Origin of the sequence: Luedemannella flava, from assembly GCF_039528515.1 — a bacterium.
Taxonomy (GTDB): Bacteria; Actinomycetota; Actinomycetes; order Mycobacteriales; family Micromonosporaceae; genus Luedemannella; species Luedemannella flava.
Map to the genome: position 1 here is coordinate 15,159 of NZ_BAAALT010000014.1, position 24,626 is coordinate 39,784.

Below are 24,626 nucleotides of genomic sequence, written 5' to 3' on the forward strand. Positions count from 1 at the left end.
GACGTCGTCGGGGCTCGCCTTCGGGCTGCCCCGCAATTTCTGTGCGAGGGGGTCGAGCCATGGGGCGCGGCCGTGCTAAGGCCAAGCAGACGAAGGTGGCCCGGGAGTTGAAGTACCACTCCCCGAACACCGACCTCGCCGCACTTCAGCGTGAGCTGGGCGGCAGCCACCAGGTCGACGATGATTTCGACGACTCGGTGCGCGACAACGTCGACCAGGACGACGGCGCTGACGACACCGGCGACTGGGCCGCCCGACGGCGCTGACCCGAGCCGGGTCCGACTTCCCCGAATAAGCACGCGGCGCGCCGCGTGCTTATGTTCGCGGCGTCGCTGACACATCACGGATGCCCCGCGCGGGGGGCCGGTTCTCCGGCCACCCGCGTCGGATATCCGACCGCTTCGTGACCTAACGCGGCCGATTGTTCCAGTTGTAGAACGTCGGAATGTTCTCGAAGTGGTTCCAGGCACATACGGCGCTGTCGCCTGTGCCCGCTTCGGTCCGCTGCCGCCGCGCCACATCGGCCTCCGCGATCAGCTCCGCGAGGCCCGCTGCCGCGCCGCGGACCCGATGTCGTACCGACTCACCGTGTTCCGACATGATCAAGTATCCCCTCCAGTAGTCGGATCTTGCTGTTGCGGCAGTGGTCCGTTTCGGTCCCTGTGAAGCCGCCCAGCTCGAAATACCGGTTCGCGGCGTGCGCCCCGCCGCAGAACCCGAAGTACGGGCACGTCGAGCGGCACGCCTCGACACCCGTGACGAAGTCGGCGATCCACGGGGTGCCCGTGGCGGCGCCGGCAATGATCTCGTCAAGTGGCTGTTGGAGCACGTTCCCCGAGGTGAAGTCGCCGAACCGGGCGTCGTGGAAGCCCGCCAGCTCGGGTGAGAGCAGCACCACGGACCCGTCGTAGGCCACCGTGGGGATCGGGTCGAGCTCCCGCGGCAGGATCGCGTCGGCGGTGCCGTTCAGCTCCGCTGCCGCGTACCGCAGGGTCCACTCGATCTCGCGGACATGGATGCGGGGCGCGCGCCGCCACGCCCCGACCAGCTCCGCCCAGAACGCCCGGACCTCGTCCGAGCCGTGCGCGTTCGGCCGGTGGTTGACCCCCTCGCGCTCCTCGATGTTGACGCCGAGCACGTCGCACCCGAGCTCAAGGAAGTACGCGTAGAGCTCCGCGGCCATGCCGGGCCGCGGGTCGGTCACCACCGCGAGCGCCGAGAACGGCAGCCCGTGCCGGCGAAGCGCTTCGATGCCCTTCATGATTTTCTGGTACGCCGGTTGGCCAGCCCGGTCGACGCGGTCGCCGTTACGCGCCTCCGGCCCGTCCAGGCTCACGCTCACCCGCATCTCGTGATCGCCGAAGAACTCACACCACGCGTCGTCGATGAGCGTGGCGTTCGTCTGCACGTGATGCTCGACGCCCGCGAAGGGCGCCATCAGCCGGGCGAGCTGCTCCCGGCCGGCGGCGAGCGGCTCGCCACCGTGCCAGACGACCGAGAAGCGGTCGTTGTCGCGGGCCCAGAGATTGACCGTGGCGGCCACCGCTTCGGCGACCGCCACGCTCATCGGACGCCGCTGCGCCCGCAAAGGCAGATAACAGTAGGAACAGTCGAGGTTACAAAGCGTGGTGGGCTGCATGACCACGTAACCAGGGACCGCGGCGATGCCGCGCATGCCGCTCCACTCCTGCGACACGGACCCCTCCCCGCAACCAGAGTCCGGGCGCGGAGAGCGCGACGCTGCGCCGACAACGCGGCGGACTGGGGGCGTGTCGTTTCAGGCTAAGCCCTGCATGCGAATCGGATAAGTCCCTCACCCGGCCAAATCGCCGGACGGTCAGCCGCGAGTGTGAGATCCGATCATTTGCACCTCGCCGGTGCCCTCGACCACCTCGCCGACAGCCCACGCCTCAAGGCCGCGCCCGCGCAGGAACGCGAGGGCCCGCTCGTGGTCGGCGGCGGAGACGATCGTCATCATGCCCACGCCCATGTTGAACGTGGTCTCCATCTCGGCCTGGTCGATGCGGCCGCGCGTCTGCACGAGGTCGAAGATGGGCTGCGGGCGCCAGGTGGCGCGGTCGACGATCGCGTCGACGTTGTCCGGCAGGACCCGGACCAGGTTGCCCGCGATGCCGCCGCCGGTGATGTGGGCCAGCGCGCGGACCTCGGTCTCCTTGATGAGGTCCAGGCAGTCCCGGGCGTAGATCTTGGTGGGGGTGAGCAGCTCCTCGCCGAGCGTGCGCTGGTGGCCGAACTCCTCGACGACCGTGTCCAGGCGCAGCCGGGCCATGCCGAGCAGCACGTGCCGGACCAGCGAGTAGCCGTTCGAGTGCAGGCCGGAGGAGCCCATGGCGATGACGACGTCGCCGACCTCGACGCGGTCGCGGCCGAGGATCTGGTCCTCCTCCACGACGCCGACGCCCGTGGCGCTCAGGTCGTACTCATCCGGGCGGAGCACACCCGGGTGCTCGGCCGTCTCGCCGCCCAGCAGGGCGCAGCCCGCGTACCGGCAGCCGTCGGCGATGCCGGCGCCGATCTCGGCGACCTTCTCCGGCACGACCTCGCCGCAGGCGATGTAGTCGAGCAGGAACAGCGGCTCGGCGCCGCACGCCACCAGGTCGTCCACGACCATCGCGACCAGGTCGATGCCGACCGTGTCGTGGATGTCGAGCGCCTGGGCGATCACGAGCTTCGTGCCGACGCCGTCGGTCGACGAGGCCAGGATCGGGTTCTGGTACTTCTTAGTGTCCAGGCGGAACAGGCCCGCGAAGCCGCCGATGTCGCCGAGCACCTCGGGGCGCATCGTGCGGTGCACCTTCGACTTGAGCAGCTCCACCGCCTGCTCGCCGGCGTGGATGGACACGCCTGCCTCGGCGTACGTCACCGTCCGGGGACGACGGTTGCCGTCGCCGTCATGGCCCCGACGGCCATTGCCAGCGGCGCGACCGGCTGCGTTGCCGGCGTCCGAGCGCTCAGTCACGTGCGTCACGGTACTCCCCTTGTGGTGCGTTGTGGACCTTGAGTGAGTCTCAGGGGCGCAGAAGCGCGCCCTCGCCGCCCGGGCTGGCGGCCAACGGGCCGTCCGCCAGAGAGACCGCGCCGGTGTCCGCGGAGCGCCGCGGAACGGTCTCCAGCAGGTGCTTCCCGATGAGATCGTCATCGGGCAGCGGGATCGGGTAGACACCGTCGAAACAGGCCCGGCAGAGCCGGGACTTGGGCTGCTCGGTGGCCGCGATCAGACCGTCGAGCGAGACGTAGCCGAGCGAGTCGGCGCCGATGGACCGGCGGATGCCCTCCACGTCGAGACCATTGGCCAGCAGCTCCGCGCGGGTGGCGAAGTCGATGCCGTAGAAGCACGGCCACTTCACCGGCGGGGACGAGATGCGCACGTGCACCTCGATCGCGCCCGCCTCGCGCAGCATCCGCACCTGGGCGCGCTGGGTGTTGCCGCGCACGATCGAGTCGTCGACGACGACGATCCGCTTGCCCCGGATCACGTCCCGCAGCGGGTTGAGCTTGAGCCGGATGCCCAGCTGACGGATGGTCTGGCTGGGCTGGATGAAGGTGCGGCCCACGTACGCGTTCTTCGTCAGACCGGCGCTGTACGGGATGCCGGAGGCCTCGGCGTAGCCGATGGCGGCGGGGATGCCCGACTCGGGCACGCCGATCACCAGGTCGGCCTCGGCCGGGTGCTCCTTGGACAGCGTGCGGCCCACCTGGACGCGCGCCGAGTAGACGTTGCGGCCGGCGATCGTCGTGTCGGGACGCGCCAGGTACACGTACTCGAAAAGGCAGCCCTTGGGCTCGGGCGTGGCCCAGCGGCTCGACCGCAGCCCGTGCTCGTCGATCGCGATGAGCTCGCCCGGCTCGACCTCGCGCACGAAGCTCGCGCCGACCGTGTCCAGCGCCGCCGTCTCGCTCGCGACGACCCAGCCGCGCTCCAGGCGGCCGAGGACGAGCGGGCGCACGCCCTGCGCGTCGCGTGCCGCGTACAGCGTCTCCTCGTCCATGAAGACGAAGCTGAACGCGCCGCGGACCGTGGGCAGGATCTCCAGTGCGGCCTGCTCGACGGAGACGTCGGGCTGGGCGGCCAGCAGGCTGGTCACGAGGCCGGTGTCGGAGGTGGCGCCCGGGTCGAGGTCGAGGCCCGCCGCGCGGCGGAACAACTCGGCCGTGTTCACCAGGTTGCCGTTGTGGGCCAGCGCGATCGTGGTGCCGCCGCGGCTGTCCGACCCGCCGACGGGCGTGGCGCGCAGCGTCGGCTGGGCGTTCTCCCAGGTCGAGGCGCCGGTCGTGGAGTAGCGCGTGTGACCGATCGCGATGTGGCCGCGCAGGCTGGACAGGGTGGCCTCGTCGAAGACCTGGGACACGAGGCCGAGGTCCTTGTAGACGACGACCGACCGGCCGTCGGAGACGGCGATGCCGGCGGCCTCCTGGCCCCGGTGCTGCAGGGCGTAGAGCCCGAAGTAGGTCAGCTTGGCGACCTCTTCGCCGGGGGCCCACACGCCGAAGACCCCACAGGCATCCTGCGGGCCTGGCCTGAGTGGATCGAGGTCATGGCTCAGCTTGCCGTCGCCTCGGGGCACCTTTGCCGCTCCTCGTCACATGGGGCGTTGGGGGTCATCCATCGGGGTCACCCCCGTTGTGCGCATCAGTCTACGCGAGCCTGCGTGGATAACGGACCGCCATCATCCCTGTGCTTTGGGTAGTCGGTCAAGCGCCGAGCGTGTTGTTCCGCCCCGTACTCACCGCATTTTTAGGGTTTCTCTGGCCAACACGGGAGATACCCGCTCAGGTCAGCCCGGATACCGCTCTTGATGACCTTGTTCTCCGCGACCGCGTCCGCCCAGCTGAGAATGCCGGTGGCTAATTTCACAAAAGTGATCGGATCGGTCTCAATGACATTGGGCGGCGTGCCGCGCGTATGCCGCGGACCCTCGACGCACTGAATCGCGCCATAAGGAGGAACCCGCAACTCCACCGAACGGCCGGGCGCCTGCCGGGACAGGCCCCACAACAAGGCACGGACCGCATCACGGAGGACGTCGCGCACCGGTTCCCGGTCAACCTCAAGATCTGCGAGTACGGCGGGCACGGCGGCCCAATTGACCTGACGTTCGGACACGTCGGGACGATACGACCCGAGTCGTGGGTCACCGGCGGCAGGTCTGGGTCGCGGGAGGGTGACCGGACAGGGCATAGTTGCCTGCGGTGCTCTTTTGGGGAGCGGGTCGTGCGCGGCCGAAGATCGGGAGGGGCGGTAGGTGTGAATACGCACCGACAAGCGTGGATCATCCGCGCCAGCATTATGGCGGTGGCCGCTGCCGCCGCCCTGCTCGGCTCCGCCTCACCGGCCCTCGCTGATCCGATGGAGCCGGCCATCAACATCGTGAACTTCTCGAACGCGTCACTGCGGTCCGGTGAGACCGCCACTCTGACGTACACGGTCACGAATAACAACAACGCGCCGACCGACTCGCAGTCGGTGACCATCAAGGTCAAGACGCCGGACGGCGCGACCTGCAGCGGCAAGTGCAGCTTCACGCAGGCGATCGCCAACGGCTCCACGTCGGGCAACTTCGTCGCCACGATCAAGGCCGGCAACCTCAGTCCCGGCCAGACGAAGAGCGGCCAGATCGAGATCACCGCCTCGGTGGCCGGTGAGTCGACGTCGCAGACCGTGGACCTCACTATCACCGGTCCTGACCAGGTTCCGTCGGTTCCCAAGGTGTCCGGCACCATCACGAACAAGACGACTGGTGAGCCGGTCTCCGGAGCCAAGGTCTATCTGCAGGATTCGGCACAGACGACGTGGGAGACCGCGACCGACAGCAAGGGTCGCTTCTCCTTCACCTCCACCACCGACAAGCCCATCCTGCCCGGCATCCTGTCGCTGCTGGCCGAGAAGAGCGGCTGGGAGCAGGGGACGAAGGGGCCCACGGGTGTGGCCGGTCAGGCGGTCACCGTCCAGATGACGATGGAGGGTCCGCCGTCGACAGCGACTCCCTCTATCGCGGCGACCGACAACCCGCTGCCGTCCGACGAGGCCAGCGCTGAGCCCGGCGCGGGTGACATCTCGAACGCCAGCGCGCCCGGCAACGACGAGGGTGGCGGCCTGTCCTGGGTCCTCATCGCCATCGGTGGCGTGCTCGTGCTGCTCGGCATCGGCGCGATCGTCCTGCTGTTCATGCGCCGCAAGGGCGACGACGCGGAAGAGGAGCACGACGGCACCGCGATCAAGCCGCGCGGCGGTCGTCCCGGCGGCCCGCCGCCGCGCGTCGGCAACCCGCGCCCCGGCCCGGGCGGCCCACGGCGCGCCAACGCGGCCGAGCCGACCTCCGTGATGCGCCGGCCCGAGCCGGTGGGCGCCCGCAACGACGCCACGATGATCACCCGGTCGCCGCTGGCCGACATGCCGCGCTCGCCCATGGGCGCGCCCGGGCCCGGCCTGGCCGACGCGCCGACCATGATGCACGGCCGCGTGCCCACCGACCAGAACGACCCGTACGCCTCGCCGGTCCGCCCGGCGCAGGGTGGCCAGGGCGGCTACGGCGCCCAGGCCCCGGGCGGCTACCCGCAGTCCCAGCAGGGCTACGGCCAGGGCGGCCCTCAGCAGCCCGGCTACGGCGCCCCCGCCGGCGGCTACGGCCGACCCGGCTACGGCGACCAGTCCGGTGGCGCCCCGACCGGCGAATACTCGCCGGCCGGCGGCTACAGCGGCGGCGGTTACGGCTCCCCGGCCGCGCGGCCCTCGTCCGGCGGCGGCTACGACCAGGGCGGCGGTTACGGCGGCTACCAGGCCCCGCAGCAGCCCACCACGCCCGAGCCGAGCTACGGCGACGACTCGGCCTACAGCCGGTACCCCGGTGGCCAGGACAGCTACGCCGGTGGCCAGCAGGGCTACCGCGGCGGCGACGCCTACGGCCAGCAGGGCGGCTACGACTACCCGACGCAGCAGCCTCCGGCGCAGCAGCAGCCCAACGACTACGGCTACGACCAGTACGGCGGCAACCAGCCGCGGCACGGCTCCCGGCCGCCGCAGGGCGACCGGCGCCTCGACTGGCTCGAGGACTGACCCGGTAGGAACATCCGAAGCCGGCACGACGATCACGTCGTGCCGGCTTCGCCGTTCTGACGGTCCTACGCGCCGGGAATCGCCGGACCGTCAGCCCGGAACCAGGCCGACGTCGCGATCGTCGCCCTGGTCGCCGTTGTCGTCCCCGTGGTCGCCATCGGGCACATCGCCCTGATCGTCGTGCCAACCGTCGCCCGGGTCGCCGTTGTCGCCCCAGTCGCCGTTGCCCTGGTCGCCGTTGTCGGGCTGGTCCCCGTTGCCCTGGTCGCCGTTGCCGCCCTGGCCGCCGTTGTTTCCGGCGTCCGGGTCGTTGTCGGCGTAGCGGACCCACTGCCGGGACAGATGGTCGTCGCAGCGGTAGAGCACGATACGGCCGTTGAGACGCATGCTCTCGCCGTCAGTGCTCAGGCACAGGCCGCTGTCGGAGTTCACCAGTTGATACCGGTTGTCCGCGATCCAGTGCCGGGTCCACCGGCGGGACGGGTCATCGTCGCACTCGAACTGGACGACCTCGGTGGATTGCTCGCTGCTGCCGCCGGCCGGCGTGAGGCACTTGCCGGTCCCGTCGTTGACGAGCCAGAACACGTCGTTGTTGTCGTTCGACGTGGTGTAGCGCCAGAACCGGGTCGGGTGCGCGTCGCAGTAGTACTGCACGATCCGCGCGTTGTTGTCGGGGCTGCCACCGGCCGGGCCGACGCACAGGCCGCTGCGGTAGTTCCGTTCCATCGCGATGGCCACGTCCGCGTGCGCGGTGCCCGGGACGACGAGCGCCGAGGCCACTGCCAGTACGAGGACGGCCGTACGTGGTCTGTTCACGGTCGTGCCCCCTCTCAAGACATCAACCGTTCGGCGCATCGGCCGAGATCGGGGGAATGTGTGAAGGGTGCGGTGAAAGCGTGAAATAACAAAACGAAACCGGCGCGATCAGAATAATCGCGCCGGTTTCATATTTCGTTGTGGACAGTCAGTCCGTCACTCGTCCGTGGCGCCCTCCGCGGCGGGAGCCGCCGGCGGCGGGGACGCGGCGGGCGGGGTCGCGGCGGCGGGCGGCGGCCCGCCGAGGTCTGCCGGGCGGGCGACGTGGGGCTCGGGAACGACCTCCGCGTCGACCGGCGCGACCGCCACGGGCTCCGGCTCCGCCGGCGTCGCGACGACCGGCGGCGGGGGCACGTAGTCCGGCTCCGTCTGCTCGCCGCGACCGAACAGGTCCGGCAGCGTCGACGTGTACGCCTCGCGCAGCTCGTCGAGCGGGATGTCGAACAGCCCGTCGACGACCAGCCCGGTGCCGCCGACCGTACCCAGCGGGGTGGCCGGGACGCCGTGCGCCGAGGCCAGGGCCAGCAGGTCGTCCTCGGCGCCGGCCGGCACGCTCACCAGGATCCGGCCCGCCGACTCGCTGAACAGCTGCACGAAGGCGCTCTGGCCCGAGAGCAGCTCGACCCGCGCGCCGATGCCCTTGCGCAGGCACGACTCGGCGAGCGCCTGGGCGAGGCCGCCCTCGGACAGGTCGTGGGCCGAGGTGAGCCGGGCGTTCGCGATGACCGCCGCGAGGCGGCGCTCCCCGTCGAGGTCCACGACCGGCGGGTGCCCGCCGAGGTGGTTGTGCACGACGTTGGCCCACTCGGACCCGGACAGCTCGTCGCGGGTGTCGCCGAGCAGGATGATCGTGTCGCCGCGGTTGGCGAAGCCCATCGGGATCCGCTCGGCCACGTTGTCGAGGACGCCCAGGACGCCCACGATCGGGGTCGGGTTGATCGGCACGGTGCCGGTCTGGTTGTAGAAGCTGACGTTGCCGCCGGTCACCGGGATGCCCAGCTCCAGGCAGCCGTCCGCGAGACCGCGCACGGCCTCGGCGAACTGCCACATGACGCCCGGGTCCTCCGGCGAGCCGAAGTTGAGGCAGTTGGTGACCGCGACGGGGGTCGCGCCGGTGGCCGCCACGTTGCGGAACGCCTCGGCCAGCGCGAGCCTGGCCCCCTGGTACGGGTCGAGCCGGGTGTACCGGCCGTTGCCGTCGACCGACAGCGCGATGCCGAGCCCTGACTGCGGGTCGATACGCAGCACGCCGGCGTCCTCCGGCTGCGCGAGCACGGTGTTGCCGAGCACGTACCGGTCGTACTGCTCGGTGACCCAGCTCTTGTCGCACAGGTTCGGCGAGGCGAGCAGGCGCAGCAGCGTGTCGCGCAGTTCGCTGTCGGCGGGCCGGGGCAGCGTCTCGGCGCGATCGGCCTGCAGCAGCCAGCGGTCGTTGGGCTCGCGCATCGGGCGGGCGTAGACCGGGCCGTCGTCGGCGAGGCTGCCGGGCGGCACGTCGACGACCGTCTGGCCCTTCCAGTTCACGATCAGCCGGCCGGGCACGCCGTTCTCGGGCGGGGTGACCTGCCCGATCGCGGTGGCCAGCACGCCCCACTTGGCGCAGATGGCGAGCACCGCGTTGAGCTTGGCGGGCTCGACGATCAGGAGCATGCGCTCCTGCGACTCGGAGGCGAGTACCTCGTGCGGGTCCATCGACGCCTCGCGCAGCGGCACCCGCTCGAGGTCGACGACCATGCCCGTACCGGCGGCGGCCGACGTCTCGGTGAGCGCGCAGGTGAGGCCGGCGCCGCCGAGGTCCTGGATGCCGACGACCAGCCCGGCGTCGTAGATCTCCAGGCACGCCTCGATGAGCAGCTTCTCGGTGAACGGGTCGCCGACCTGCACGGACGGGCGACGCGCCTCGCTGCCGCTGTCGAAGGTGGCGCTGGCGAGCACGGACACGCCGCCGATGCCGTCGCGGCCGGTCTTGGCGCCGATGAGCACCACGACGTTGCCGGGGCCGGCGGCGGCCTTGTTCTGCAGCCGGTCGACGGGCAGCACGCCCACGCAGAGCGCGTTGAGCAGCGGGTTGCCCTGGTAGCACGGGTCGAAGACCAGCTCGCCGCCGATGTTGGGCAGGCCCAGGCAGTTGCCGTAGCCGCCGACGCCGCCGACGACGCCGGGCAGGACCCGGGCGGTGTCGGGGTGGTCGGCCGCGCCGAAGCGCAGCGGGTCCATCACGGCGATCGGGCGGGCGCCCATGGCGAGGATGTCGCGGACGATGCCGCCGACGCCGGTCGCCGCGCCCTGGTACGGCTCGACGAAGCTCGGGTGGTTGTGCGACTCGACCTTGAAGGTCACCGCGACCTGGTCGGAGATGCGCACGACGCCGGCGTTCTCGCCGATGCCGGCGAGCAGCCGGTCGGAGTGCGGCGCCTTCTCACCGAACTGCCGCAGGTGCACCTTGCTCGACTTGTAGGAGCAGTGCTCGCTCCACATGATCGAGTACATGGCGAGCTCGGACTGGGTGGGCCGGCGGCCGAGGATCTGCCGGATCCGCTCGTACTCGTCGTCGGCGAGGCCGAGCTCGGCGTGCGGCTGCGGGGCGTCCGGGGTGGCGGCGGCCCAGTCGACGGTGTCCGGGCCGTCGAACGGCGTGCCGCTCGTGGCGGGCGGCCCCACGAAGGCGGAGGTCGTCATGGCGTCGTCACCCTCTCGTACGCGGCAAGGTGGCGGAGGACGGAGCTGAAGAACCCGAGCCCGTCGGTGGAGGGTCCGGTGAGCGCCTCGACGGCGTGCTCGGGGTGCGGCATGATGCCGACCACGTTGCCGTCGGGGTTGCGGATGGCGGCGATGCTCCGCTGGGACCCGTTGGGGTTGCCGTCCACGTACCGGGCCACGACCAGGCCCTCGGCGTCGAGCTTGTCGAGGGTGGCCGCGTCCGCGACGTAGCGCCCCTCACCGTTCTTGACCGGGATCACGATCTCCTGACCCGGCGAGAACCCGCCGGTCCAGGCCGTGCCGGTGGACTCGACGCGCAGCACCTGGTCGCGGTTGCGGAAGTGCAGGTGGCTGTTGCGGGTCAGGGCGCCGGGCAGCAGGTGGGCCTCGCAGAGGATCTGGAAGCCGTTGCAGATGCCGAGGACGGGCATGCCGCCCTTTGCCGCGTCGATGATCGACTCCATGACCGGCGCGAACCGGGCGATGGCGCCGCACCGCAGGTAGTCGCCGTAGGAGAAGCCGCCCGGCAGGATCACGGCGTCGACGCCGTGCAGGTCGGGGTCGGCGTGCCAGAGCCGCAGGACGCGGGCGCCGGCGAGGTAGGCGGCGCGGCACGCGTCGCCGTCGTCGAGCGAGCCCGGGAAGGTGACGACGCCGATCGCGGCGGTCACGCCTCAGACTCCTCGATCCGGATGGAGAAATCCTCGATCACGGGGTTGGCCAGGAGCTTGTCAGCGATCTCCTGGGCCTTGTCGAGGTCGGCTTCGCCGGTGAAGTCGATCTCAATCCGCTTGCCAATGCGGACAGATTCCACCCCGGCCACGCCGAGGCGGGGCAGGGCGTTCGCGACAGCCTGGCCTTGGGGGTCCAGGATCTCGGGCTTGAGCATGACGTCAACCACGACGCGAGCCACGGGCACTCCTGAGTCGACTTGGCACTGGGCGAGCACAGCTTACCCGCATGGCGACCTGCGGTTTCGGTCGACCTTTAGCACCGAGAATGCGGCGTTTGGGGGTTAGAGGATCGGCTCGGGCGCATAGGCCGCCGCAACTGGGTGCAGGGCGACCACGGCGGCGACCCGCCCGGCCACGGCGGCCACCTGTGCGGACGCGGCGCCCACGAAGCCGAACCGGTCGGCGATGAGCCCGTCGATCTCGGAGCGGGTGAGGCCGAGCCGGGAGTCGGCGGCCAGCCGGTCGAACAGGTCGTTGTCCGGGGCACCCTTCTCGCGCATGGCCAGCGCCACGGCGACCGCGTGCTCCTTGATCACCTCGTGCGCGACCTCACGCCCGACCCCGCGCCGCACGGCGCCGACCAGGATCTTGGTGGTGGCCAGGAAGGGCAGGTAGCGATCAAGCTCACGCGAGACCACCGCCGGGTACGCCCCGAAGTCGTCCAGAACGGTCAGGAATGTCGCGAACAGCCCGTCGGTCGCGAAGAACGCGTCCGGCAGCGCCACCCGGCGCACGACCGAGCACGACACGTCGCCCTCGTTCCACTGGTCGCCGGACAGCTCGCCGACCATCGACAGGTACCCGCGCACGACCACGGCGAGCCCGTTCACGCGCTCGCACGAGCGGGTGTTCATCTTGTGCGGCATCGCCGACGAGCCGACCTGCCCGGGCCGGAAGCCCTCGGTCGCCAGCTCCTGTCCCGCCATCAGCCGGATCGTCAGCGCCAGCGACGACGGCCCCGCCACGACCTGCGCCAACGCCGACACGACGTCAAGATCAAGAGAGCGCGGGTACACCTGGCCGACGCTGTCGAGCACCCGGGCGAACCCGAGGTGACGGGCGACCTCCGCCTCCAGCGTCGCCAGCGCCGACGCCGACCCGTCGAGCAGGTCCAACTGGTCGGCCGCCGTGCCCACCGGCCCCTTGATCCCGCGCAGCGGGTAGCGCTCCAGCAGCGACGCGAGGCGCTCGTACGCGAAAAGAAGTTCCTCAGCCGCCGTCGCGAAGCGCTTGCCCAGCGTGGTCGCCTGCGCCGGCACGTTGTGCGACCGCCCGACCATGACCAGCTCGTCGAACTCCAACGCCCGCGCCGCGAGCCGCGCCAGCGTGGCGACCACCCGGTCCCGGATCAGCTCCAGCGACGCGCGGATCTGCAGCTGCTCGACGTTCTCGGTCAGGTCCCGCGAGGTCATCCCCTTGTGGATGTGCTCGTGCCCCGCCAGCGCGGAGAACTCCTCGATCCGCGCCTTGACGTCATGCCGCGTGACCCGCTCCCGCCGCGCGATAGACCCAAGATCAACATTCTCGAGTACGCCCTCGTAGGCCTCGATCACGCCGTCCGGAACGGCCACGCCCAGTGACCGCTGCGCCCGCAGCACGGCGAGCCACAACCGCCGCTCGGCGCGCACCTTCTCCTCGGGCGACCAGATGTTGTTGAGTTCCGCGGAGGCATACCGACCGGCGAGCACATTGGGGATCACCCCGCCATTCTCCCGCACCCCGCCGACCGCCTCTCCCGCACCCACGCGGCACGCGAGTCGAGCAGTGCGACTCCACCGCTCCCGGGCGGAGCGCGTCAGGGCACCGCTCGCCAGCAGCGCCCACGTGGGCGCAGCTCTCACCATATGCGCGCACCTGGCTGCGAGCGCGTCGCGGCGCTCTCACACATGCGCGCACCTACAGGAGCGCGTCGCGGGGCGGTCACATGTGCGCTTCTGGCGGGAGCGCGACGCGTCACGCCCACCAACTGTGCACAATTGGCGAGGTCCGGGCCTCGCACCCTCGCCATCTGTGCACATGTGGCGAGAGCGCAGTCGCACGTCCCACCAAAAGGTCGCCCTTGGCGGCGCGGCGCGGGGCGGGCATGCCGGCGCGCCGGGCCGTCGGACAGGCCGGGTCAGGCCGCCGTGGTTGCCGGGGCGGCCTCCTCGGCCGGCCGGCGTGGGTTGTGCCGGAGAGTGCGTACCGAGCGGTTGAGGATCGCGGCGATCGTCGCGACCAGGACGATCCCGGCGGCGCCGACCAGTGCCGGGCCGACGCCGACAGCGTGCGCGACCGGTCCGGCGGCGACCTCGCCGAGCGGGATGGCCACGAAGGATCCCAGCGCGTCGTACGAGTACACCCGGGCGAGCCGGTCGGGCGGGATGTGGTCCTGGAGCGCGGTCTCCCAGGCGACGCCGAACTGTTCGAAGCCGAAGCCCGACAGCAGCGCGCACACGAGCAGGACCGGCACGGTCGGCGCGACGCCGAGGAACACGAGGAACGGCACGTCGGCCGCGACGAACAGCGTCCCGAACAGCAGAAAGCGGCGGATCCGCAGGCGCATGGCCACGATCCCGCCGATCACCATCCCGACGGTCTGGGTGGCCAGCACCAGGCCCCACGCCTGCCGCCCGATGGTGTCGTCGGCCACGGCGGGTCCGAGCACCGCCTTGCCGCCCACCACGGCGGCGTTGACGAAGCAGAACGCGAGCACGATCACCCACACCCAGGCGCGGGCGGTGAACTCACGCCAGCCGTCGCGCAGGTCAGCCAGCGTGTTGGACGACGAGGCCGCCGCCCGTACGCTCGGGACGCGGATGAGGGCGAACGCCACGGCCGCCACCACGAACGTCGCCGCGTCGAGCGCCAGACCCCACCCGGGGCCGACCACCGCGATCAGCGCTCCGCCGGCCGACGCGCCGGCGATCATGCCCGTGTTGATGCCGAGCCGGTTGAGCGCGTTGGCCTGCTGGCGGCTCCCCTCCGGCACCGTCTGGGCCAGCAGCGCGCTCGAGGCCGGGAAGGAGAACGCCGACGCGAACCCGTTGACGACGCCGAGCCCCGCGAGCAGCGCCACGGTCGCCGACGACGTGAGCACCAGCGCGGCGACGAGGCCCTGGCTGACCGCCGCGAGGATGCTGGCCGCCACCATCACGAACTGGCGCGGCAGCCGGTCGGCGACAACCCCGCCGAAGAGCAGGAACACCACGTTGGTCAGCGATCTCGCGGCGACGACGAGGCCGAGGTCGGAGACGCTGCCGGTCAGGTCGAGGACGGCGAACGCCAGCGCGATCGGCGCGATCGCGTTGCCGAACATCGTGACGAAGCGGCCGAGGGCCAGGAACAGGAACGGCCGGTGGCGCAGGGGAGCCAGCAGCGAGGGGCGGTCCGGGGGCATGTCGGCCAGCCTGTCATCCGGCCCCGCACCGCCTCAACCTGCTTATTCGGCGCTCTCCATGAGCGCGACAACGCCCTGCCCGCCGGCCGCGCAGATCGAGATGAGTCCGCGACCGCCGCCACGACGAGCGAGCAGCTTCGCCAGCGTGGCCACGATCCGCCCGCCGGTCGCCGCGAACGGGTGCCCGGTGGCCAACGATGACCCGACCACATTCAACGCCGAGCGGTCCACCGTCCCGAGCCCGCGCGCCTCCCAGGCGGCGAGCGTGGCGAGCACCTGCGACGCGAACGCCTCGTGCACCTCGAACAGGTCGATGTCCGCGAACCCGAGCCCGGCGCGTGACAGCAGCGCCGGCACGGCGTCGACGGGCGCCATGAGCAGCCCTTCCCCGCCCACGTAGTCGACGGCGGCGGTCTGCGACAGGGTGAACCAGGCGAGCACCGGCAGGGACCGGGCCGCGGCCCACTCCTCGCTGGCCAGCAGCACGGCCGACGCCCCGTCGGTGAGCGCCGACGAGTTCCCGGCCGTCATGGTCGCGGTCGCGGGTTCGGACAGCCCGAACACGGGCCGCAGCGCGCCGAGCCGCGCGAGCGTCGTGTCGGGCCGCAGGTTCTGGTCCCGGTCCAGCCCCCGGAACGGCGAAATTAGATCATCAAAGAACCCTTCCGAGTACGCCGCGGCGAGGCGCTGGTGCGACGCCAACGCGAGTTCGTCCTGGGCCGCGCGCGTTACGCCGTACTCCCGGGCGGTTATGGCGGCGTGCTCGCCCATGGACAGGCCGGTGCGGGGTTCGGCGTTGCGGGGCGCCTCGGGCCGGAACCCGGCCACCGGGTTGATCCGGGCCAGCGCGCGGACGCGGTCGCCGAGGCCGCGGGCGCGGTTGAGCTCGAGCAGTCGCCGGCGCAGGCCCTCGTTGACGGCGAGCGGGGCGTCGGAGGCGCTGTCGACGCCGCCGGCGATGCCGACCTCGAGCTGCCCCAGCGCGATCTTGTTGGCGACGGCGATGACGGCGGCCAGCCCGGTGCCGCAGGCCATCTGCAGGTCGTACGCGGGGGTGTGCGGGTCGAGCGCGGTGCCGAGCACGCACTCGCGGGTGAGGTTGAAGTCGCGGGAGTGCTTGAGCACGGCCCCGGCGACCACCTCCCCGAGCCGCTCGCCGGCCAGCCCGAACCGGGCGACGAGCCCGTCGAGCGCGGCCGTGAGCAGCTCGGCGTTGCTGACCCCGGCGTACGGCCCGCCGGCCCGGGCGAACGGGATGCGGTTGCCACCGAGCACGGCGACCCGACGTACCTCCATGGACTCACAGTAGAGGGACGGAACGGCACTCTAGGGTTGAGCCATGGCCGATCGAGGCGAGGGCATCATGAGGCGCCGGGTAGGTCGTGGCGACGCCTCGCGCAGCGGGGCGGCGACATGACCGACCGGTATCGGGACTTCGCGAACTCCGGGTTCGGGCGCGGGCTGGTGAAGCGGCTGGGGCTGCCGCAGCCGGCCACGCTGCGCCGGTACACGCCCGGCGATCCGCTGGTCACCGGCCCGGTCCTGCTGACCGGGGCGGGCCGCGCGACGCAGCGCGTCCACGACGTGCTCGCCGGCGCGGACGTGGAGGTGCTGACGGCGGCGACCGGCGCCCGCCTGTCCGGCATCGTGTACGACGCGACGGACCTGGCCACGCCCGCCGACCTGACGGCCCTGTACGCGGCCCTGCACCCGACCGTCCGGTCGTTGACCCCCAGCGGCCGCGTGATCGTCCTGGGCGCCCCACCGGACGCCGACCCGGCGACGGCCGCGACGCGGCAGGCGCTGGAGGGCTTCGTCCGCTCGCTCGGCAAGGAGCTCGGCAGGGGCGGCACGGCCCAGCTGGTCCGCGTCGCCCCCGGCGCCGAGGGCAACCTGGCGTCGACCCTGCGTTTCCTGCTCTCGGGCCGCTCGGCGTACGTGTCGGGGCAGGTCATCGACGTGGGCCCGGGCAGCGCGCCGACGCCGCCCGACTGGGCGCGACCGCTGGCCGGCCGGGTGGCGCTGGTGACCGGCGCGGCGCGCGGCATCGGCGAGGCCACGGCCCGGGTGCTGGCCCGCGACGGGGCCCGCGTGGTGTGCCTGGACATCCCGGCGGCCGGCGACGACCTGGCGGCGGTCGCGAACGCGATAGCGGGCGAGGCGGTCCAGGTGGACCTGTCGGCCGCCGACGCCCCCGAGCGGATCAACGATCTGCTGGCGGCCCGGCACGACGGCGTGGACATCGTGGTGCACAACGCGGGCATCACCCGCGACCGCACCCTGGGCCGGATGACGGCTGAGGAGTGGGACCGGGTGATCGCGGTGAACCTGACCGCGCCGGAGCGGGTGACCCGGGCGCTGCTCGACGAGAAGCTGCTGCGTACGGGCGGTCGGGTCATCGGCGTCGCGTCGATCGCCGGCATCGCGGGCAACCGGGGGCAGACGAACTACGCCGCGAGCAAGGCGGGCGTGATCGGTCTGGTCCGCGCGTGGGCGCCGCTGCTGGCCGGGAGCGGCATCACGGTCAATGCGGTGGCGCCGGGCGTGATCGAGACGGCGATGACGGCGGCCATGCCGGCCATGGTGCGGGAGGCGGCCCGCCGGATGAACAGCCTGGCGCAGGCCGGTCTGCCGGTGGATGTGGCGGAAACGGTCGCGTGGCTCGCCGCCCCGGCGTCGGGCGGTGTCACGGGCACCGTGGTACGGGTATGCGGGCAGTCCTTGGTGGGGGCGTGACAACCCCCGGTATGTTTACTCACGAGTAACTAATGGAAGCGACGGAGGAGCCATGGCCGACTTCAACATCTCCGACCTCTCATCGGTCGACCCGCAGCGATTCAGCGAGCTGATCCGGTCGGCGTCGGGCTCGCAGCTGAACGAGGTGATGAGCGGCGAGAGCCGGGGCAAGATCCTGGCCGAGATCTTCAGCCGGATGCCCGCCCAGTTCCGCCCGGACAAGGCCGGCAACACCAACGCCGTGATCCAGTGGAACATCACCGGCCGGCCCGACGGCGGCGCCGACGTCTACCAGGTGAACATCGCCGACGGCGCGTGCTCCGTCGCCGAGGGCGCGCAGGCCGACCCGAAGGTCGAGATCACCCTCGCCGGCCCCGAGTTCCTCAAGCTCATCGCGGGCGCGGGCAACCCCACGATGATGTTCATGACCGGCAAGCTGAAGGCCAAGGGCGACATCATGCTCGCCGGCCGCCTCGCGGAGCTGTTCGCGCTCCCGAAGGGGTGACCAACGACTGAGAACGCGGCGGCGGCGCCTTGCCGCCGCCGCGTCGCGTATCTAGCGTCAGAACCGTGGAGATCGCTGACCCGCGTCCCGCGGTCCGGGTGGTCTGCGTCGACAAGCGCAGCCGCGTCCTGCTGTTGAACTGGTGCGACCCGCACGACGGCGCACTGCTGTGGGAGCCGCCCGGCGGCGGCATCGAGCCCGGCGAGTCGCCGTTGCAGGCGGCCAGGCGCGAGCTGACCGAGGAGACCGGGCTCGACCCGGCCTCCATTGTCGACCGGCCGGTCGCCGTCCCCCGTGACACCGTCTGGAACAACAAGCGCCACATCGGCGACGAGCTGTTCTACCTGGCGCGGGTCAACGGCCACGCCGACGAGATCAGCCGCGACGGCCTCGTCGAGGACGAGCCCGTCAACCTGCGCGGGCACGCCTGGGTCGCGTGGAACGAGCTGGCCCTGCTGCCCGACCGCCTCGAACCGCCGGAGCTGCTGGAGGTGCTGTCCGCGCTGGACCCGTCGGGCCCGTGGGCTACCTCGTCGCAGCGGTGACGGTGCCCGCGATGGCCGCGGCGGCGATGTCGCGGCGCGACTGACCGCCCGCGAGCTCGATCTTGTCCAGGATGGAGTACGCCTCGTCGCGCGCGGACGCCAGGTCGGCGCCCACTGCGGTGCAGGACAGGACGCGCCCACCCGCGGACACCAGCGCCCCGTCGGCGTTGCGGGCCGTGCCGGCGTGCAGCACCCCCGCCTGGTCGGCGCCGGAGATCACGTCACCGGTGCGCACCTCGCCCGGGTAGCCGGCCGACGCGAGGACGATGGTCACCGCTGCGCCGTCGCGCCAGGTCAGCGGCGGGTGCTCGGCCAGGGTGCCGGTCGCCGCCGCGCGCAGGAGGCCGCCCAACGGCGTCTCCAGCAGCGGCAGCACCACCTGCGTCTCCGGGTCGCCGAAGCGGGCGTTGAACTCCACCACCCGTACCCCCCGGTGGGTGAGGGCGAGGCCCACGTAGAGCAGGCCGGCGAACGGGGTCTCCCGCGCGCGCATCGCCGCGAGCGTCGGCTCGACCACCGTGGCCATGACCTCGTCGACCAGGCCGCCCGGGGCCCACGGCAGCGGGCAGTAGGCGCCCATGCCGCCGGTGTTCGGCCCGGCGTCGCCGTCGCCGATGCGCTTGAAGTCCTGCGCGGGCAGCAACGGCAGCGCGGTCGCCCCGTCGGTGACGACGAACAGCGACACCTCGGGACCGTCCAGGTACTCCTCGATGACGACCCGGCCGCAGTCGGCGGCGTGCGCCCGCGCGACCTCGACGTCGTCGGTCACCACGACGCCCTTGCCGGCGGCGAGCCCGTCGTTCTTGACCACGTACGGCGCGCCGAACTCGGCGAGCGCGGCGTCGACCTCCTCGGCAGTCCCGCACACCCGGGAGGCGGCGGTCGGCACGTTCGCGGCGCTCATGATCTCCTTGGCGAACGCCTTGGAGCCCTCCAGCTCGGCGGCGGCCCGCGACGGCCCGAAGCAGTCGATGCCGGCGGCGCGCACCGCGTCGGCCACGCCGGCCACCAACGGCACCTCGGGCCCGATGACGACCAGGTCGGCCGCGACCTCGACCGCGAGGGCGGTCACCGCCGCCGGGTCGGCCGCGGCCACGTCGCGCAGCGTCGCCAGCGCCCCGATGCCGGGGTTGCCGGGCGCCGCGATCAGGTCCGTGACCGCCGGGTCGGCGGCGAGGCCCACGGCGAGCGCGTGCTCACGCGCCCCCGAGCCGATGATGAGTACGCGCACGACCCGATCCTATGGGGCCGTGCGCGTACTCGATGAATCGGGTGAGTCGCAAGCTTTCCCCGCCGGGTCCCGGAGCCCTTGGGACCCGGCGGGGATCTCCGCTAGAACCGGAACTGCGTGACCAGCGACCTCAGCTCGGCGGAGATCTCGGACAGCTCGTCAACCGCCTGGCGGGACTCGCCGACCGACTCGGTGGTGGCCTTGGCGATCGCGGCGACCCCGTCGATGCTCCGGGCGATCTGCTCCGAGCCCGTGGCGCCGTCGACGACGCTGCGGTTCATCTCGGCGGTCGTGGCGGTCTGCTCCTCCACGGCCGACGCGATCGTCATCTGGTAGTCGTTCATCCGGCTGATGACGTCGGCGACGTCGGCGATCGCGCTCACCGCGCCCGCCGTGCCGGCCTGGATGGCGTCGACCCGCTGGGAGATGTCCTCGGTGGCCTTCGCGGTCTCCTGCGCAAGGTCCTTGACCTCGGTCGCGACCACGGCGAAGCCCTTGCCCGCGTCGCCCGCCCGGGCCGCCTCGATGGTGGCGTTGAGGGCCAGCAGGTTCGTCTGCTTCGCGATCGAGGAGATCACCTTCACCACGTCGCCGATCATGCGGCTGGACTCGCCCAGCTCGGCGATGGTCGTCGTGGTGTTGTCCACGACCTCCCTCGCGCGGGCGCCCACGAGCGTCGCCTCCTGGGCGTTGTGAGCGATCTCACGGATGGACGCGCCCATCTCCTCCGAGCCGGCGGCGACGGACTGCACGTTCGCCGAGACGTCGCCGGCCGCGGCGGCGACCCGGTCGGCCTCCGCCGAGGAACGCTCCGCGCCCGTGGCGATCTGCTCGGACACCGCGGTCAGGCGCTCGCTGGCGGAGTTCAGGCCGCTGATGCTGCGGGCGAAGCCGGACATCACCGAGCCGATCGAGGTGAGCGCCGTGTTGACCGAGACGGCCATCCGGCCGACCTCGTCGGCGCTGCGCACCTGGATCCGCTGGGTGAGGTCACCCTCCTCGACGGCGCCCAGGACGGTCACCGCGTCGGCGAGCGGCCGGGTGATGCTGCGGGTGATCAGCCAGGAGATCGTGAACGCGATCGCCGCGGCGAGGCCACCCATGAGCAGCATCGTGGTCAGGAACCCGTTGGCGATGGCGCGGGCATCGGCCGACGCCTGGTCGTTCAGCTCGTTCTCGAGGTCCACGAAGCTGTCGATCGCGGCCAGCCACGAGACGAACTGCGGCCGGGCCTCGTTGATCAACATGTCGTAGGCCCGTTCGGGCTGGGAGGAGCGACGCATCTTGATCACATCGTTGATGCTCTGGATCGTCGTGCGCTCCACGCTCGCGATCTGATCAAGTGCCGCGCGCTCCCGGTCGTTGGCCATGCCGGGCTTGTCGAACAGGTCCGACATCTTCTTCGCGGTCTTCGCGTAGTTGAGGTCCGACGCCTCGATCTGCTCCACGAACGGCTCAGCGTGGATGGTGCTCTGCGCGAGCACCACGTCGCGCAGCCCGATCGAACGGTTCTGCACGCTCGACTTGAACACCAGGGCGTACTGGACCTTGACAGCGTTGACGTCGTTGATCGTGCTCAGCTTGTCGGCGAGCTGCTGGACCCGGACCACGCCGACGCCGGCGACGCCCAGCATGACCACGACCACGGCCAGGAAGCCGAGGCCGAGCCGGCGTCCGATACTCAGCTGCGACAGCTTGCTGATGCCTCGCAGATTGCTGACGCCGCGCAGCGCCGAGGCGCCCTTACGGACGGCGGACCCGCCCAGGCCCGGCAGGCCGGACGGCAGACGCAGGCCCCGCTTCTCCGAACTCATGCGGTGGCGCGAGCCGGCGGAGCGACCGGGCTTGAGCCGGCGGGCAAAGCCTGCCAGCCGCCCTGGCCGGCGCTCGCCCGTCCGCTCCACGGATCGGCGCGGACGCGGCAGCTTCACAGACAGACGCGGCAGCTTCACGGATCCCTCCCCCGGGACTCGACGATGAACGGACGGTGTTCCCGTCCGAATGGCCATCGGAGTCCCAGAGGAGGACTTGAGCTTGCGCTACCTCACGATTACCTCAAGAGGGGGGTACGGATGACGTTCTCCTCGCGGCCCGGGCCCACGCCGACGACGCTCACCCGGGTGCCGCAGAGCTCCTCGACCCGCAGGATGTAGCGGCGGGCGTTGGACGGGAGGTCCTCCCATGCGCGCGCCTTGGAGATGTCCTCCCACCAGCCCGGCAGCTCCTCGTAGATGGGCTTGGCGTGGTGGTAGGCGGTCTGCGTGGCGGGCATGTCGTCATGGCGTACCCCGTCGATCTCGTACGCCACACAGATCGGCACCGTGTCCAGACCGGTGAGCACGTCCAGTTTGGTGATGACGAGGTCGGTGATGCCGTTGAGGCGCACCGCGTAGCGGCCCACGACGGCGTCGAACCAGCCGCAGCGGCGCTCCCGGCCGGTCGTCGTGCCGTACTCGTGGCCGATCTTGCGCAGGTGCTGGCCGTGGTCGTCGAACAGCTCGGTCGGGAACGGCCCGGCGCCCACCCGCGTCGTGTACGCCTTGGAGACGCCGATGACCTGGTCGATGCTGGTCGGCGGGATGCCCGTGCCCACGCACGCGCCGGCCGCCGTCGGGTTCGACGAGGTCACGAACGGGTACGTGCCGTGGTCCATGTCGAGCATGGTGGCCTGCGCGCCCTCCATGAGGACGGTCTTGCCCGCGTCCAGCGCGTCCCAGAGCAGCACCCGCGTCTCCACGATGTACGGCTTGAGCCGCTCGGCGTACGCCAGGTACTCCTCGACGACCGCGTCGACGTCGAGCGCCTTGCGGTTGTAGACCTTGAACATGATCTGGTTCTTCTCGCGGAGCACCAGCTCGAGCTTCTTACGCAGGATGCCCGGGTCGAGCAGGTCCTGGGCGCGGATGCCCATCCGGGCGACCTTGTCGCCGTACGCCGGTCCGATGCCCCGGCCCGTGGTGCCGATCCGCGCCGAGCCCAGGTAGCGCTCGACCACCCGGTCCAGCGCCCGGTGGTGCGGCATGATCAGGTGGGCGTCGCCGGAGATGCGCAGGCGGGACGTGTCCACGCCGCGCTCCGCGAGCCCGTCGATCTCGGCCAGCAGCACCTTCGGGTCGACCACCACCCCGTTGCCGATGACGATCACCGCGTTGGGCGACAGGGCGCCCGACGGCATCAGGTGCAGCGCGTACCGCTGCCCGTCCGGCGTGATGACCGTGTGACCCGCGTTGTTACCGCCTGAGTAGCGCACGACGTAGTCGACCTGTGCGCCGAGGAGGTCAGTAACCTTGCCCTTGCCTTCGTCGCCCCATTGCGCGCCGATGAGCACGATCGCTGGCATCTCGTCTCCGCCTTCATGTGCCCCGGGGGATCACACCCACGGAGCTCTCCGGGTGCCCGAACGGCAACCGCCCCGGGATGTCAGGCTAACAAGCATTACCCAGGGTCATGGTGAGGGAGGTACGCCCGGTGCGCCAGGTGATCGTTCTGTCGCTCGTCGATGAGGCCGCCGAGGCCGCCGGCGGCTGCTGCGGCCCGACCGCGTCCGGCTGCGGCGAATCGGCCTTGACCAGCGACGATGCGCCCGACACCGGCCCGGCTGACGGCGGTGCGTGCGCCACCCGGGGCACCCGCGTGCCCGTACTCGCATGCTCTGACGTGCTGAGCGCGAGCGGCGCGGCGGTGGAGGTCGTCACGGCCTGCTCCGACGCGGAGATCGACGCCGCCGTCAAGGCGGTGCGCGCCGACGACGCCGCGCTGATCGTCGCGGCCGCCGACGACGGGCAGCTGCGGGCCGTGCTGCGCCGGCTCGTGCGCGCCTACGCGCCGCCGCCGTCGAAGCGCCCGGCCGACCTGCCCGCCGACCGGACCATGCCCGACCTGCCGCCCATCGGCGTCCTGCCGCTCACCCCCGGCATCCCCGGCATCGTCACCGACCTCGGCCTGCCCACCGACCCGGCGGCCGTCGCCGCCGCCGTCCTCGGCGGCGCGACCCGCCGCCTCGACCTGCTGCGCAACGACGGCGGGTCGGTCACCTCACGGTCCGCGGTGGTCGGCGGAGTGGATTCCGAGGGTACGGCCGCCAGCTGGCGCGGCCGGGTCGAGGTGGACGACGTCGTGCTCGCCGACGGCGGGGAGCCGGTGCTCGCCTGCGTCGTCACCAACTCCGGCGGGGTGAGCGTCGACGGGCTGCCGCTCACGTCCGGCGTCGCCGCCGACGACGGGCGGATCACCGTCGCCGTCGCCGTGCCCCGCCGCGTGCGCCGGCTGCTGCGCCGCCCGGCCGTCCACATCGAGGTCCGTCGGGCGACCGGCCGGGCCGTTGCCGTCACGCCACGCGCGGAGTCCGTGCCGATCATCGACGACGGGGTGGCCGCCGACCTGACCCGCAAGCGCAGCTGGTGGGTGGAGCGCGGCGCGTGGGCGGTCTACGTCCCGGTGTGACCCTTGCCCACGGTGCGTTCCCTGACGGGCCACGCTGTGTAAGGCTGGTAGCCCGCACCGCCTGGGGAGGAGGCGCCGTGGACCCGAACGATGAAACACCGGCCGAGTACGCGCCGAACACCCCGTGGAGCATCCCGCCCGCGCCGCGCCCGGCGCCGCCGCCCACCGACCAGGTCCGCCGCGCCCTCTCGCCGCCCCCGGACCCGCCCGACGACGACCTGTACGACGTTCCGGAACCGGTCGTGGCGCCGCCGCGGGGCGCCGGGCCGGCAGTGGAAGCGCCGGCACGTGACGCCGGGCCGCGGGCGGAAGCGCCGGCGGCGGAAACGCCCTTACGCGAGGCCCGGCCGGCGGCGGAGCCGCGTCGCGGGCCGTCCGCCGGCGATGACGATCTGCAGTGGCTCGCGGACCTGGCCGCCCAGCCGGACCTGCCCCTGGGCGCCCCGCCCCGCGGGCCCCCAC

Annotated in this window: 21 protein-coding genes and 1 pseudogene; 7 read left to right on the forward strand and 15 right to left on the reverse strand. The window is 71.9% G+C overall.

Translation table 11 applies throughout. From position 1 onward, the window contains the following. Positions 1-59: 59 nt before the first annotated feature. Entirely contained in the window at positions 60-266 is a 207-nt protein-coding gene (locus tag ABD211_RS03740) for a DUF3073 domain-containing protein (RefSeq protein ID WP_344126211.1), read from the forward strand. A 142-nt stretch (positions 267-408) separates the two neighbouring features. Here the strand turns inward: ABD211_RS03740 and amcA are convergent, their stop codons facing one another. From amcA to ABD211_RS03765, 5 genes are all read right to left on the reverse strand, one after another. After that, the gene (gene amcA, locus ABD211_RS03745; RefSeq protein WP_344126213.1) at positions 409-600 is read right to left on the reverse strand and encodes a multiple cyclophane-containing RiPP AmcA; all 192 of its coding nucleotides are present in this window, start codon (positions 598-600) and stop codon (positions 409-411) included. Further along, a complete protein-coding gene (gene amcB, locus ABD211_RS03750; RefSeq protein WP_344126367.1) occupies positions 584-1,675 on the reverse strand; it encodes a cyclophane-forming radical SAM peptide maturase AmcB in 1,092 nt (363 codons plus the stop codon). The genes amcA and amcB overlap by 17 nt, the downstream gene beginning before the upstream one ends. A 162-nt stretch (positions 1,676-1,837) precedes the next feature. Continuing rightward, complete coding sequence (gene purM / locus ABD211_RS03755; RefSeq protein WP_344126215.1) at positions 1,838-2,989, reverse strand: phosphoribosylformylglycinamidine cyclo-ligase; 1,152 nt, start codon at positions 2,987-2,989, stop codon at positions 1,838-1,840. A 40-nt stretch (positions 2,990-3,029) separates the two neighbouring features. Next, a complete protein-coding gene (gene purF / locus ABD211_RS03760) occupies positions 3,030-4,586 on the reverse strand; it encodes an amidophosphoribosyltransferase (protein WP_344126217.1) in 1,557 nt (518 codons plus the stop codon). A 170-nt stretch (positions 4,587-4,756) separates the two neighbouring features. Then, the gene (locus ABD211_RS03765) at positions 4,757-5,125 is read right to left on the reverse strand and encodes a sterol carrier family protein (protein WP_425560338.1); all 369 of its coding nucleotides are present in this window, start codon (positions 5,123-5,125) and stop codon (positions 4,757-4,759) included. A 189-nt stretch (positions 5,126-5,314) separates the two neighbouring features. Between ABD211_RS03765 and ABD211_RS03770 the strand changes: the two genes are divergently transcribed. After that, a complete protein-coding gene (locus ABD211_RS03770) occupies positions 5,315-7,075 on the forward strand; it encodes a carboxypeptidase regulatory-like domain-containing protein (RefSeq protein ID WP_344126219.1) in 1,761 nt (586 codons plus the stop codon). A 90-nt stretch (positions 7,076-7,165) separates the two neighbouring features. Here ABD211_RS03770 and ABD211_RS03775 read toward each other — a convergent pair whose 3' ends face one another. The 7 genes from ABD211_RS03775 to ABD211_RS03805 all read right to left on the reverse strand — a co-directional run bounded on the left by ABD211_RS03775 (position 7,166) and on the right by ABD211_RS03805 (position 16,000). Further along, on the reverse strand, positions 7,166-7,891 hold the full coding sequence (locus tag ABD211_RS03775) for an RICIN domain-containing protein (protein ID WP_344126221.1): 726 nt from the start codon (positions 7,889-7,891) through the stop codon (positions 7,166-7,168). Between the two features lie 156 nt (positions 7,892-8,047). Further along, complete coding sequence (gene purL / locus ABD211_RS03780) at positions 8,048-10,570, reverse strand: phosphoribosylformylglycinamidine synthase subunit PurL (RefSeq protein WP_344126223.1); 2,523 nt, start codon at positions 10,568-10,570, stop codon at positions 8,048-8,050. Continuing rightward, a complete protein-coding gene (purQ, locus tag ABD211_RS03785) occupies positions 10,567-11,262 on the reverse strand; it encodes a phosphoribosylformylglycinamidine synthase subunit PurQ (protein WP_344126225.1) in 696 nt (231 codons plus the stop codon). The genes purL and purQ overlap by 4 nt, the downstream gene beginning before the upstream one ends. Beyond that, complete coding sequence (gene purS, locus ABD211_RS03790) at positions 11,259-11,504, reverse strand: phosphoribosylformylglycinamidine synthase subunit PurS (protein ID WP_344126227.1); 246 nt, start codon at positions 11,502-11,504, stop codon at positions 11,259-11,261. Before purS ends, purQ begins: the two co-directional genes overlap by 4 nt. 102 nt (positions 11,505-11,606) lie before the next feature. Then, the gene (gene purB / locus ABD211_RS03795; protein WP_344126229.1) at positions 11,607-13,025 is read right to left on the reverse strand and encodes an adenylosuccinate lyase; all 1,419 of its coding nucleotides are present in this window, start codon (positions 13,023-13,025) and stop codon (positions 11,607-11,609) included. Positions 13,026-13,441: 416 nt separating this feature from the next. Next, positions 13,442-14,704 (reverse strand): MFS transporter, encoded by a 1,263-nt coding sequence (locus ABD211_RS03800; RefSeq protein WP_344126230.1) that lies wholly within the window; start codon positions 14,702-14,704, stop codon positions 13,442-13,444. Positions 14,705-14,746: 42 nt separating this feature from the next. Next, positions 14,747-16,000, reverse strand: a complete 1,254-nt coding sequence (locus ABD211_RS03805) for an acetyl-CoA C-acetyltransferase (protein WP_344126232.1) — start codon at positions 15,998-16,000, stop codon at positions 14,747-14,749. A 117-nt stretch (positions 16,001-16,117) separates the two neighbouring features. On the opposite strand from ABD211_RS03805, the gene ABD211_RS03810 reads away from it, so the two are divergent. The 3 genes from ABD211_RS03810 (at position 16,118) to ABD211_RS03820 (ending at position 18,490) form a co-directional block, all read left to right on the forward strand. Beyond that, the gene (locus ABD211_RS03810; protein WP_344126234.1) at positions 16,118-17,440 is read left to right on the forward strand and encodes a 3-oxoacyl-ACP reductase; all 1,323 of its coding nucleotides are present in this window, start codon (positions 16,118-16,120) and stop codon (positions 17,438-17,440) included. 52 nt (positions 17,441-17,492) lie between these two features. Then, positions 17,493-17,945, forward strand: coding sequence for an SCP2 sterol-binding domain-containing protein (locus tag ABD211_RS03815; RefSeq protein WP_344126236.1), 453 nt, complete (start codon positions 17,493-17,495; stop codon positions 17,943-17,945). A 65-nt stretch (positions 17,946-18,010) separates the two neighbouring features. Beyond that, positions 18,011-18,490: an NUDIX hydrolase gene (locus ABD211_RS03820; RefSeq protein ID WP_344126238.1), complete on the forward strand. Its 480-nt coding sequence runs from the start codon at positions 18,011-18,013 to the stop codon at positions 18,488-18,490. Here the strand turns inward: ABD211_RS03820 and purD are convergent. The 3 genes from purD to ABD211_RS03835 all read right to left on the reverse strand — a co-directional run bounded on the left by purD (position 18,471) and on the right by ABD211_RS03835 (position 23,061). Further along, on the reverse strand, positions 18,471-19,721 hold the full coding sequence (purD, locus tag ABD211_RS03825) for a phosphoribosylamine--glycine ligase (RefSeq protein WP_344126240.1): 1,251 nt from the start codon (positions 19,719-19,721) through the stop codon (positions 18,471-18,473). The genes ABD211_RS03820 and purD overlap by 20 nt on opposite strands. 101 nt (positions 19,722-19,822) lie before the next feature. After that, entirely contained in the window at positions 19,823-21,535 is a 1,713-nt protein-coding gene (locus ABD211_RS03830) for a methyl-accepting chemotaxis protein (RefSeq protein WP_344126242.1), read from the reverse strand. 236 nt (positions 21,536-21,771) lie between these two features. Next, positions 21,772-23,061, reverse strand: coding sequence for an adenylosuccinate synthase (locus ABD211_RS03835; RefSeq protein ID WP_344126244.1), 1,290 nt, complete (start codon positions 23,059-23,061; stop codon positions 21,772-21,774). Positions 23,062-23,189: 128 nt separating this feature from the next. Between ABD211_RS03835 and ABD211_RS03840 the strand changes: the two genes are divergently transcribed. Together ABD211_RS03840 and ABD211_RS03845 are read left to right on the forward strand one after the other, a co-directional pair. Further along, positions 23,190-24,164 (forward strand): diacylglycerol kinase family protein, encoded by a 975-nt coding sequence (locus ABD211_RS03840; RefSeq protein ID WP_344126246.1) that lies wholly within the window; start codon positions 23,190-23,192, stop codon positions 24,162-24,164. 77 nt (positions 24,165-24,241) lie between these two features. Further along, a pseudogene (locus ABD211_RS03845) lies at positions 24,242-24,626 on the forward strand (hypothetical protein); the annotation flags it as partial.